The organism is Rothia sp. HMSC061C12, from assembly GCF_001815755.1.
Lineage (GTDB): Bacteria > Actinomycetota > Actinomycetes > Actinomycetales > Micrococcaceae > Rothia > Rothia mucilaginosa.
This window is the reverse complement of sequence record NZ_KV821867.1, coordinates 393,295-405,775: the sequence shown is the minus strand read 5'-3', so window position 1 is coordinate 405,775 and position 12,481 is coordinate 393,295. Positions and strand designations below refer to the sequence as shown.

Genomic DNA, 12,481 nt, shown 5'->3' with positions numbered 1-12,481 from the left:
ATGCGTCCAAGTTTCGGGGCGCAGTTCAGGAGTATCGGGGGCTTTTTGCTGCTGAGTTTCGCGTGTTAGTCGCGCGGGGTTTAGCGTGCCGGGATTTTCGCAGAGTTCAGCGTCTAGGGTCGCTGCATAAGGAACAGCCTCTAGAGCCTTAGCTTCTAAAGCTCCGCGCCGTTGCTGGCAATCACCTCGCGGTACCAGTGGAAGGACTTCTTGCGGTAGCGTGCCAGGGTGCCGGTGCCGTCGTCGTTGCGGTCCACGTAGATGAACCCGTAGCGCTTGGACATCTGCGCGGTGGAGGCGCTAATCATGTCGATGCAACCCCAGGTGGTGTAGCCGAGCACGTTCACGCCGTCCTCAATCGCCTCGCGTACCGCGTGCAGGTGCTGGCGCAGGTAGTCGATGCGGTAGTCGTCATCCACGGTGAGCTCACCGTTCACCTCGACCAGTTCGTCGCGGGCGCCCAGGCCGTTCTCCACGATGAACAGCGGCTTCTGCCAGCGGTCCCAGTACTGGTTGAGGACCACGCGCAGGCCGGTCGGGTCGATCTGCCAGCCCCATTCGCTGGAGGGCAGGGTCGGGTTCACCACGCCGCCGAGGATGTTGCCTTCGCCGTGCTCGCCTCGTGCCGGGTCGCCGGTCGCGCAGGTGGACATGTAGTAGCTGAACGACACGAAATCCACGGTGTTCTTCAGGTCCTCGCGGTCCTGTTCGGTGATGTTCAACTCCACGCCCTTCTCACGCAGGGCACGCAAGAAGTAGCCGGGGTAGGCGCCGCGCACGTGCACGTCACCGAACGCGAAGTTCGCCTGCTCCGTCTGCATGGCGGCGAGTACGTCGGCGGGGTCGGGGGTGAGCGGGTAGGTGGGCATGGCAAGAATCATGCAGCCGATCTGCGCGCCGGGTGCCAGTTCGCGTGCCGCAGCGGTGGCGCGTGCGGAGGCGACCAGCTCGTGGTGCATCGCCTGGTACAGGTCGGCGTCGCTGAGCTGATCCGCCGGGGTGTTAATACCGCCGGACATGAACGGCAGGTGCAGCATCGAGTTGATTTCGTTGAAGGTCAGCCAGTACTTCACACGCTTGCCGTAACGGGCGAACACGGTGCGGGCGTAGCGTTCGTAGAAGCCGATGAGTTCGCGGCTGGTCCAGCCGTTGTACTGTTCGACCAGGTGCAGCGGGGTTTCGTAGTGGCTGAGGGTGATGAGCGGCTCCATGCCGTGCTTTTCGAGCTCGTCGAGCACGCGGTCGTAGAAAGCGAGGCCCGCCTCGTTCGGGGTTTCTTCGTCGCCGCGGGGGAAGATACGCGACCAGGCGATGGAGAAGCGGAAGACCTTGAAACCCATCTCCGCGAGCAGGGCGATGTCTTCGCGGTAGCGGTGGTAGAAGTCGATGCCCTCCAGCTTGAGGTTGTCCTCGGTGGGTTCTGCGGTGCGCGGGTGCAGGCCGCCGGCGGGCAGCACATCCTGCAGGCTGGGGCCCTTGCCGTCTTCGTTCCAGGCGCCCTCGAACTGGTTGGCGGCGGTGGCGCCTCCGAAGAGGAACCCGGCGGGGAATGCGCCGAGCGGCTGCGGCTCGGTCAGCGCCGGGTTGGTGCGCTGTTCAGTGCTGACGCGGGGTAGCGCGGTGGTTTGGGCGGTGATGTGCTGGTCCTGATGCACGGCATTCTCCAAGGTGTTTTGGGTCTTTCTTCTACCCTAGCGGAGGGGGTGGGGGATTACTAGGTTTTAGCTACCCGGGTGGGCGTTTTCGCATTGTGGGGAGACGTGGGAGCTGTGGCGAGCGTAACCGTAAAATAGGAACGTGCAAATTATTCGAGAGACCGGCCCTGATTCCGGCGATATCCTCATTCACCACGACCAGACGGTGCAGATGCTCCGCGAGGTGGCAACCGGCAAGCGTGAAGCCACCTTGCGCATGTATCAGCCGAACCCGACGGTCGCGTTCGGCCGCCGTGACGAACTGAACCCCGGCTTCGCGGCCGCCGCCGCGGCGTGCGCCGAGCACGGCTTTGAGGTGCTGGTGCGCAAGGTCGGCGGGCACGCCGCCGCCTACCATCAGGGGTGCCTGGTCGTGGACCATTTTCAGCCCGCCTCCGACGCCCGCAGCGGCAACACCCTACGCTACGAACTGTTCGGTTCCATGTATGCGCAGGCGCTCCGTGAGGTTGGCGTGGATGCGCGCATGGGCGAGATTCCGGGGGAGTATTGCCCCGGCGAGTATTCGGTGCACGCCCAGCTTCCCACCTCCGCAGGTGGTGGCCGCATTAAGCTGGTCGGCACCGCCCAGCGTGTGGTGACCGGCGGCTGGTGGTTCAGCACCGGCATCGTGGTCTCTGATTCTGCGCCGCTGCGGGCGGTCACCGCGGATGTGTACCGTGCCCTCGGCATGGACCTGGACCCCGCCACGGTTGGCGCGGCGCAGGACGCGAACCCCGCCCTGCTCATGGAAGACCTGGAAGACGCCATCGTTGAAGTGTACGCCCAAAACGGCTTTCACTAGGTTGTTTTATTTCTGACTTTTATCCGTACCTTAATTCGATATATCCCCACCTGAAGCGAAGGAGCATCCATGCGTTGGGCACAGATTAAAGACTCGAAGGGTAGCCGCGCGGTCTGCTTCTTCGAAGAGAGCGTGTACGAGCTTCCGGCGAAGCTCAGCCCGCTACTGAATTTCTACAGCCGGTTCCGCCTGAACTTTGGCGACCCGAAGAACGCCGTGGCGATCCTGAAGGAGAACGGCGCGACCGTCATGGGCCACGGCGAGGAGCTGTGGAACTCCCTACCCTTTATTCGCCCGCTGGATAAGCCCGGCAAGATTGTGTGCGCCGGCCTGAACTACCGCGACCACGCCGCGGAAATGAACCTTGAGGTGCCCGAGCATCCGGCGCTGTTCGCGAAGTTCCCGAACGCGCTGATTGGCCCCGGCGAGCAGATTCGCATGCCCGACGACCACGGCACCGGCAGCACGAAAATCGACTGGGAGGTTGAGCTGTGCCTGGTCGTGGGCGCTCGCCTGCGTAATGCCACGGAGGAGCAGGCGCTTGAGGCTCTGATGGGGTACACGGTCATGAATGATGTGTCGGTGCGTGACTGGCAGGGTCGTTCCTCGGAGTGGTTCCAGGGTAAGAACTGGGATGCGATGACTCCGTTCGGTCCGGTGATTGTGAGCCCCGATGAGGTTGACCCGGTTGCCGGCCTGGAGCTGGTCTGTGAGGTGGATGATGTGGTGCGTCAGCGCGGCACGACGGCGGATATGGTGTTCACTCCGGCGCAGCTGCTGTCCTATATTTCGCGGTTTATGACCCTGGAGCCGGGTGATCTGGTAGCGACGGGTACCCCGGCTGGGGTTGGTTTGTCGCTGCATCCGCGTCAGTGGTTGAAGCCGGGGCAGACGGTGCGCACCCGTATTGAGGGCATTGGTGAGCTGGTGAATGTCTGCTCGGAGGCGGGCGCACTGTAACTATCGTGCGCCGTAACTATTTTGCGCTGTAGCTAACCCGTGGCGCCGTGGTTTCCCCTGGCTCTGTGAGCAACTGCGGATGAACCCACGTGAACCCACGCTGGGGGGGGGGCTACCGATACCTGCTGCGGGGCGCACCCGCGGTAGCTATAGGTGAATATATATGCACTCCGCATGTGTTTTTAAGGCACATGCGGAGTACTTTTTTGCATTGATAAAGCCCCCGGTGGGCGGCTTGGAGTCGTTGCTGGGAGCTGCGTGCAGCACCTCGAGTGGGGGCGTGGTGTGTTTGCATGGTTACACACTGACAAACACATAGAAACTTTGAACTTTTACGTGAATTTTAGGGTTTTACGTGGGTTTTGAGGGGTCAGCGAGGTGAAGCGCAGGGTGCCCCTGTTGGGTGATGGTTACCAGAAAATTGCTCTTTGAGGGGTGGTTGGGTGCCCGTCTCGGTGCATGGGGTGCTATCTGCTCTCGGTGCAGAATCTCAGATTGTGGTCACCTGTGAGAAATTCAACAGGGAGTTTTGGCGCGTCTTTTGGGGAATTTTAAGGTTTAAGGTTTAGTTCCCCGTGCGCATTTTTCGTTTTCTTCACATCACCATCGCTTGACTAGGAGTAAAGCCTAAACACTGCGGTGCAAATTCTGCGTCTTCAAACACCAATAAATGCACAAAGGTGCAAGGAGATGTGACTCTAAACCTGAACCTTTATCAAAAAATCGGTGCCCAAAATCACAAACTCGTTTTGCGTTCACCCAAAAGACTATGTAGGGTATGGGGATTATCTGAGAGTTTCCTGAGAACTCCTGCCAGAAGATTAGGACCCACCCGGGCACACCCTCAGATGCATATTTCACTCACGTCCGTGTTTGTTCATACAAACGCACTCACTCAAATAAGCCGACACGAACGAAAGAAAAACATGACCGCAACTGCATCCAAAAACCCGGCACAGCGCCCGGCAAACCGCCGCCGTGCCACCATCGCTGCCTCCGCAGCACTGGCAACCGTCATCACCGGCGCGAACCTCCCCGCGACCTTCGGTGCAACCGCCCCCACCCGTAACGTAGCCGGTACCACCTGCGTCGACGCAGGCTACCGCACCGTGCCGACCCTGGCGAACCTCACCAACGTGGCGCCCGGTCCGACCTGCTACTGGAACCCCGACCAGAAGGCACAGAGCATCGCGACCCTCGCACCGGTTAACTCCTCCCTCACTAAGGCGCAGCTGACCACCACCGAGAACACCTCGCCCCTCAGTGGTAAGCTCGCCCGTGATTCATTCGCCGCCAAGAAGCTCACCGGCACCGAAGCCGTCGTAGCCAATAGCAGCGAAATCAGCCGCACCTTCCTCGAATACAGTGCCGATGCGGGTAACCACCCCATCACCACCGCCATCAACGCGGGCACTGTGAAGAAGGACCGCGCCCAGACCGTTGGCGGCCACGAGAATATCCCGACCCTCGCCGTGAACTCCGCGAACCCGCACCAGGAGTACGTCGAGGTCGTCTCCCGCGATGGCCGTGTCAACGCCAATGCAGAGAACAAGCGCATCCTCACCGGCGGCGTCCCGATTCCGAAGTGGTTTGCCGAGGACCACGGCCTCTCCGGCGACCAGTCCGTCGCCCTCTACGACGAAGCGACCGGCATCTGGCGCTCCTACTTCAAGTTCGTCAAGGATGCAGACGCACAGACCTACACCAGCACCGCCCGTGTACAGGTGGGCGGCGGCAACGTATCCACCCCCAAGAGCGCAAAGATTCAGTACGACAACGTCGGCCGCGGCAACGCAGGTCAGACCGTCACCATCAACGCACCCGTGAGCATCGACGCGAAGTCCGGCAATGCCCGCACCTCCTACCCGATTGCTCGCGGCGCGAAGTTCCGCCTGGCAAAGAACGTACCCGGCGCGTCCATCGACGCGAACACCGGCGTTATCACCTACAAGATTCCCGCAGGCACCCGCGGTACCGTGGACATCCCCGTTGCGGTTGACTACCCGGCAACCTACCACGTGTCCTCTGGCGGCTACATGCTCGCTAAGCCGAACTTCGGCGGCGTGGGCGAAGACAACTACTGGCTGACCCTCAAGAACGGCACCTCCTCCGTGGTGGGCCTGGCAAATGAGCTCACCCAGATCGGTGTGGACGAGCTCAAGGCAGGCAAGATCAACCACATGGTGTCCATCACCGCGGCTGACTACGCTGCACTGGTCTCCTCCTTCCCCGCGAAGGGTACCGACGGCAAGATTGACGCGAGCAAGTACCCGAACGCACCCCGCGCAGGTCAGCGTGGCTTCCTGCCCGCAAGCTTTGATGTGGAAGAGCACCTGGCAAACACCGGCCACGCTGACGACCAGCTCACCCGCATGATCCTGACCGCAATGAAGGAATACGGCTTCATCCTCACGGACCACAACCTCTTCACCAACGCATTCAACCTGGAGGCGGCAAGCTCCTACGCGCCCTACGCCCGCCAGGGTAAGAACGTGTATAAGGAAGACCCGCAGCTGGCGGCAATGTTCGCGAACTTCGTGCCCAGCGGCTTCACCGGCAACCAGTTCCCCTGGCAGCAGGTGCAGTGGATGCCCGTGAACTACACCGAGTCCGCTGAGAACACTGCACGCCGCGAGGGCACCCAGGTTCTGCCGCAGAGCAACAACCAGGCTGCCGACTCGAACGCTGACGCGCACAAGATTGCACGCCCCGTGACCGTGCGCCGCTCCGCCGTGCGCACCCCCAAGGCCGTGCGCATCAGCGACGCCGAGACTCAGAACGCGGCAGTGAACCAGGCTTCGGACGCCGTGAAGTTCAAGTACCCCTCGGATTCCTACGGCAAGACCGGCACCGGCTCCGGCGTGATCTACCAGCCCGCCGAGCACCACGCCACCGTCTACTCCGGCGAGACCGCAGTCGCGCAGAGCGTTCACCAGTCGCACAAGGCTTCCCCGAACTACCGTTACGCCCGCGACTACAACTTCCAGGAAATCGAGCAGACCCCGAACTTCAAACCCAGCCGCTGGGTCAACAAGGAGAAGGTCAACACTGCTGGCGGCCAGTTCTCCAGCGCGGAGACCGGCATCCGTTTTGCCTCCAACGGCAAGACCGGCACCTACTCGATTGATCTGAACACCCACGAGGTTACCGGCACCACCTGGGACCTGCGCCGCGATAACGGTACGAACATCACCGTGAACCGCACCGGCAAGGCGCCCGCACGCATGTCCGATGTGAAGGCGAAGAAGGGCTCCGCCGCGCAGCTGTACTCGATCCCGCTGAAGGTGCACGTGGTCGACAAGAACAGCCCCATCGCGCGTGAGGACTCCGTCTCCCTGTACTCGGGCACCACCCAGAACGTGGCGGTCCTGAACAACGACGAGGCATCCTTCGGCGCATACAGCCGCGGCGAGACCGTGAAGAAGCTGGAGCTGCTCAACCAGCAAGGCCAGGTCGTCAGCGCATACAGCGACGAGTACGGCACCTACCGCGTGGTGACCCTGCCGAACGGCACCCAGGGTATCGCGGTTTCTGCAAAGTCCAAGCAGGGCTTCGCACCGGTGGTCCGCTACCGCGCAGTGACCGACAAGGGCGTAAAGTCCGCTGAAGGTTACCTGCAGGTGGCAGTCGCTAACCGCTAGCCGGACGCACCTGCAGTATTAGCGCACATAGGGGAGAGGGGCACGCTCAAGAAAGCACGCCGCGCAGGCGTAACTTCCTTGACGTGCCCCCTTTCCTGTACATAAGGTGAAAATACTATGACTCAGAGCCAGCACACAGACCAGACCGAAACCACCCACGCTCACTACGCCGCCGAGCAGGTAGCGAAGCACGTAGCCGAGCACACCGCGGAGCACGCCCACGAGGCGCCCACCAACGCGCCCCTCCTCGAAGGCAGCGGCCCCAAAGACTGGGAGGAACAGTTTGGCCCGTCCGTGGCGATTTTCTCTGCGCTAGCGAACCCGCTACGCCTGGCGATTGCGCACCACCTGATGCACCGCCCGCACAGCGTGAGCGAACTGCACACCTGCCTGGGCATTTCGCAGCCGCTCGCCTCGCACCACCTGCGCATCCTGCGTGAGGCGCACGTGATTGACCGTGAGCAGCAGGGCCGCACCACCATTTACCGCCTGAAGGACGACCATATTAGCCACATTGTGGTTGACGTGTATGAGCATACGCGTGAGCATCATGCGGACTAGTTTGCCCTCAAGCTGAGCGTTGCCTGGGAGCCGTTGTAAGATGGTGTGTGTCCGTGCACCAGTACAGTGCGGAATAGTATGCGCACCGGCGGCGCCCCGAGTGGCACGCTTGCGCCTGAGTTAAGGAGACTTATGTCTGCCGCTGATTCTTCAGCAATTGTTATTAGCGTTTCTGGTGAGGAGCGCGAGGTCACCGCGAAGACTGCCGCTGAGCTGTTCGCTGACGACCCGAAGATCGTTGTGGCACGCGTGAACGCCGTGCTTGTTGATCTCTCCCACGAGCTGTCTGCTGGCGACTCCGTTGAGCCGGTTTTCATTCACGAACCGGACGGCCTGAACGTTCTGCGCCACTCTGCCGCGCACGTGATGGCGCAGGCGGTGCAGGAGTACCGCAAGGACGCCAAGCTGGGCATTGGCCCGTACATTACTGACGGCTTCTACTTTGACTTTGATGTGGCTGAGCCGTTCACCCCGGAAGATCTGAAGAAGATCGAGAAGTCGATGATTAAGATCATCAAGTCCGGTCAGCTGTTCCGCCGCCGTGTGGTCACCCACGACGAGGCTGTCGCCGAGATGGCGAACGAGCCGTACAAGCTGGAGCTGCTCTCCCTGACCCAGGGCCCCGGTTCTGGTGCGGATGCTGCCGAGGGCGCATCCGTGGAGGTCGGCGAGGGTGAAATCACCATTTACGACAACGTGCACCCGAAGACCGGCGAGACTGTCTGGAAGGACCTCTGCCGCGGCCCGCACCTGCCGAACACCAAGCTGATTGCTAACGGTTACGCCCTGATGCGTGCCGGTGGCGCGTACTGGCGCGGTTCTGAGAAGAACCCCATGCTACAGCGTATTTACGGTACCGCTTGGCCGACTAAGGACGAGCTGGTGGCGTACAAGGAGCGCATCGCTGAGGCGGAGCGCCGTGACCACCGCCGTCTGGGTCGTGAGCTGGACCTGTTCTCCTTCCCGAAGAATATTGGCCCCGGCCTGCCGGTGATTCACCCTAAGGGTGGCGTGATTAAGCGCGAGATGGAAGACTACGTGCGTACCCGCCACATTCAGGAGGGTTTCCAGTACGTCAGCACCCCGCACATTTCGAAGGAAGACCTGTTCTACACTTCCGGTCACCTTCCGTACTATGCGGACGGCATGTTCCCCTCCATGGAGCTGGATAACGGTAACTACCGTCTGAAGGCTATGAACTGCCCGATGCACAACGAGATTTACCGTTCTCGTGGCCGTTCGTACCGTGAGCTGCCGCTGCGTTTCTTCGAGTTCGGCACCGTGTACCGTGACGAGAAGTCCGGCGTGCTGCAGGGCCTGACCCGCGTGCGCATGATTAGCCAGGATGACTCCCACTCGTATGTGACGAAGGAGCAGGCACCGAACGAGGTGCGTCACCTGCTGAAGTTCATGCTGAGCCTGCTTGAGGACTTCGGCATGACCGACTTCTACCTTGAGCTGTCCACCCGCGACACTGAGGGTGATAAGAAGGATAAGTTCATCGGTACCGATGAGCAGTGGGAAGAGGCTACCGCGGTTCTGGAGCAGGTTGCGAAGGAAACCGGCCTGGAGCTCGTCCCGGATCCCGGTGGAGCTGCGTTCTACGGCCCGAAGATTTCGGTTCAGGCGAAGGATGCGATTGGCCGTACCTGGCAGATGTCGACCGTGCAGTACGACTTTAACCAGCCGAGCCGTTTCGGTCTGGAGTACCAGGCTGCGGACGGTACCGTGCAGGAGCCGGTCATGATTCACTCGGCGAAGTTCGGCTCGATTGAGCGCTTCTTGGGTGTGCTGACTGAGCACTATGCGGGCGCGTTCCCGGCATGGCTGGCACCGGTTCAGGTGATTGGTGTGCCGGTGGCTGAGGCGTTCAACGACTACATGACCGAGATCGCGGACAAGCTGCGTGCGCACGGCGTGCGTGTTGAGGTGGATTACGGTTCGGACCGCTTCACGAAGAAGATTCGTACTGCGTCTACTGAGAAGGTTCCGTTCATTCTGATTGCTGGCGGTGAGGATGCGGAGCACGGCGCTGTTTCGTTCCGTTTCCGCGGCAACAAGCAGGAGAACGGTGTGCCTGTGGATGAGGCTGTGGCACGTATTGTGGAGCATATCCGCAACCGTGTGAACGAAGACCCCAAGCCCAGCACTGAGGCTGCTGAGTAATAAGGGTTAGGATGTGGGTTCGCCGGCGATGCTGACTGCGGTTGACCGTGGTTAGCTGAGCCGGCGGACTTGCACCGAGCCTATATATAGAAACCACTCCCTTTGCGGCGACAAGCTTCGGAAGGGATGGTTTTAACTTATTAGTAGCATGGATAAATAAAGCTAATAATAAATGATGTCAATCTCAAGAATTGAACTAATTTGTTGATTTTATTACATCGAGAGGGAGAAGTTTTTTGAAAGGTAATTTTGAAATTCTTGAAAAAGAAAGCCTGAAAAAATTTGAAGAAGCCAATAATCTTGGCATATTCAAGCGTCTAAGTCCAAGAATTACAGAGGGCGAGAAGAAACGCGTTGGTTTTTATTTTTTGGTTCTAGAAATTTTAACTGGAATTGATGATTTAAAAGCTATTTCAAATATGATTATAGACACGGACTATATTCGTCTAACGCAGGGTATCCCTAATAAATCTGATCTTGGAGCGGATGCCTATTATATAGAAGAGGGGGATACAGAGAATATAATTAATATTTTCAGTTTTAAGTATAGAGAATCCTATAAAACATCGAAAAGTATATTTACACAAAATGATGCTTTTTCAACTAAAAAATTTTTAGACAATATTCCAGAAAATAGGAACAATAGTAAAACCCTTGAGGATGATCTAAGTTATGAGTATGCTTTTAGGGCAATTAAAAAAATTCGAAAAGTATTAAATGAACCGAAAGATGCTGTCAAGAAATTATATTTTATATCAAACGAGACTGGGCGTCCAAGGGAAGGCGAATTTGATGCATGTGGGTTTAACGAACCGTACGAGGTGTTGAATTCAAAAGATCTTGTTGATCGACTTGCCAAAGTATCAAATGATACTCGTGCTCTGTTTCAGGTGAGTGAAAAACATACAATCTCTTACAAGGAAGAAGAGGGAGAATTAGGGAAATTAAAAGAAGGAGAATTAGGGAATTCATTCGTTTTTGCAGTGTCTCTTTATGATTTAGTGCGCATAACCTGCAATAATCAATGTTTCCGAAAAAATATTGCATTGAGGGATCCCCATGCTAAAAACTCTTGTACAAAAAAACCATTGTCGCCTGAAGAATTACTAAAGAAATTTGCTATAGATAAAGATCTATTAGGTGATAATGTTAGAAATTACTTGGGTTACACAAAATACAATAAAGATATAGTCGATACTCTTAGTAGGAAAAAGGATAAATATAATTTCTTTGCCTATAACAATGGGGTCACCATTATTGCAGATAGTGTTGAGGCGAAAAAAACAATGATTCCACTATTTATACTGTATGGTTAAGTAAATTTCAAATCGTTAATGGTGGTCAAACTTTAAATTCAATTTATAAGTATATTCAAACTTGCAATGAGCGCAATGAGCCCGCGGATAAGGTTCTAGAGGTATTGGATAATAATTTTGTGCTTATGCGAGCTTACTCTGTGGGTGTAATTTCTCCCGATGATAAAGATATAGAGAATGAAGACTCATTGGGTACTAAAATTGCTAGATATACAAATAGTCAAAACGCCATCAAGTCGGCTGATTTGCATGCTAATGATAATATTCAGATTTCTTTGCACTATTACCTGAAAGATTCTAAATACTATTATGTTCGAAAAGGCGGTAAACCGGATACACCTGATGGCTATAAGGAAGTATCGATGGAATTAGTAGCTCAGATATTGATGGCAATTATACGAGAGGAACCGGGAAAGGCTAGTAATAATAAAAGATCCCTGTTTGAAAAAGAATATAAGTCAATTTTTAAAAACGACCTTGAGTTTTGGTCTGTAAAAGAATATATAGACTTTTATTTTAAAGTGTCGGACTATTATGAAAAGAAGGGGGTTAAAAGTGTTCAGCGAAATCTCTATACAATTTATATTGGAAATAAATTTAAAGTAGGGGGTTTGCAAATTAAAACCATTGATTACTTAGAGGGCTTCTTGGATTCTCGGGTTCAAAAATATATTCATAAAAAGAATGAAAAAGAAGGTAAAAAGAATGAGGAAGAAGTTAAAAATGGTGATGCTGGTCGAAAGATTAACTATCGTGTACTTATTTCTAAAGGGTTTAAAGAATTCCTGGATAGTGAAATTGAAGCAGAGATCGATGAGGAAAAGAAATGAAAATTGTCTAATGTTTTAGATGAGTGTGGGTCTACTAGTTTATTTGGCAATAATTTATTGGGGATCCTATGATTATTTACTGGAATACTATTAATTTAATAGGTGTAAGTATTTGAAGGGCTGTAAAAATATATCCCAACTGACTAAATAGTTTGACTGCTTTTTGTTCATAGCCATATAGATGTGTTGAGAGGTCGTTGTCATTCAGCGTATAGGTAGTTGAGGTAAAGATGTGGGATCGTCGGTGCGTCTAACAGCTGTTAGTTTCAGGTGGCGAATCTGCACTGAATCTGTATACAGATATATAGAAACCACCCCCTTTACGGCGACAAGCCGCGGAGGGGGTGGTTTTTGTGTGCGCTTTGAGGAGGTGAGAGTGGGGGAGTGCGGTTGGGTGCAGAAAGTTGTGTCTCGGGCTAGTTTTTAGCTCCAGAGTGCTAGCGTGGTAGTAAGGCGAACGTCCATAGTCATTCAGGAAATGGGTAGCTGGATGGTTCTGAAAATGATGTAT

6 protein-coding genes and 1 pseudogene are annotated in these 12,481 nt (G+C 55.8%); 6 read left to right on the top strand and 1 reads right to left on the bottom strand.

What is annotated here, in order from left to right; genetic code table 11:
- Positions 1-155 precede the first annotated feature (155 nt).
- Positions 156-1,655, bottom strand: a complete 1,500-nt coding sequence (locus HMPREF3055_RS06090) for a glycoside hydrolase family 1 protein (RefSeq protein ID WP_070738531.1) — start codon at positions 1,653-1,655, stop codon at positions 156-158.
- Positions 1,656-1,797: 142 nt separating this feature from the next.
- Here HMPREF3055_RS06090 and HMPREF3055_RS06085 point away from each other — a divergent pair, with 142 nt between their 5' ends.
- From HMPREF3055_RS06085 to HMPREF3055_RS09400, 6 genes and pseudogenes are all read left to right on the top strand, one after another.
- Positions 1,798-2,496 carry a lipoate--protein ligase family protein gene (locus tag HMPREF3055_RS06085; RefSeq protein WP_070738529.1) on the top strand — a complete coding sequence of 233 codons (699 nt, stop codon included), beginning with the start codon at positions 1,798-1,800 and terminating at the stop codon, positions 2,494-2,496.
- Positions 2,497-2,565: 69 nt separating this feature from the next.
- Positions 2,566-3,456, top strand: coding sequence for a fumarylacetoacetate hydrolase family protein (locus HMPREF3055_RS06080; protein WP_070738527.1), 891 nt, complete (start codon positions 2,566-2,568; stop codon positions 3,454-3,456).
- A gap of 926 nt (positions 3,457-4,382) precedes the next feature.
- On the top strand, positions 4,383-7,097 hold the full coding sequence (locus tag HMPREF3055_RS06075) for a Rib/alpha-like domain-containing protein (protein ID WP_070738525.1): 2,715 nt from the start codon (positions 4,383-4,385) through the stop codon (positions 7,095-7,097).
- A gap of 117 nt (positions 7,098-7,214) precedes the next feature.
- Entirely contained in the window at positions 7,215-7,658 is a 444-nt protein-coding gene (locus HMPREF3055_RS06070; protein ID WP_070738523.1) for an ArsR/SmtB family transcription factor, read from the top strand.
- Positions 7,659-7,790: 132 nt separating this feature from the next.
- On the top strand, positions 7,791-9,824 hold the full coding sequence (gene thrS, locus HMPREF3055_RS06065) for a threonine--tRNA ligase (protein WP_070738521.1): 2,034 nt from the start codon (positions 7,791-7,793) through the stop codon (positions 9,822-9,824).
- Positions 9,825-10,243: 419 nt separating this feature from the next.
- Positions 10,244-11,970: pseudogene (locus HMPREF3055_RS09400) on the top strand (AIPR family protein).
- Positions 11,971-12,481: the final 511 nt, after the last annotated feature.

Coding starts and splice junctions, on each gene's coding strand:
- HMPREF3055_RS06080 (WP_070738527.1), top strand. CDS start 2,566: ATGCGTTGGGCACAGATTAAAGACTCGAAGGGTAGCCGCGCGGTCTGC.
- HMPREF3055_RS06075 (WP_070738525.1), top strand. CDS start 4,383: ATGACCGCAACTGCATCCAAAAACCCGGCACAGCGCCCGGCAAACCGC.
- HMPREF3055_RS06070 (WP_070738523.1), top strand. CDS start 7,215: ATGACTCAGAGCCAGCACACAGACCAGACCGAAACCACCCACGCTCAC.
- thrS (WP_070738521.1), top strand. CDS start 7,791: ATGTCTGCCGCTGATTCTTCAGCAATTGTTATTAGCGTTTCTGGTGAG.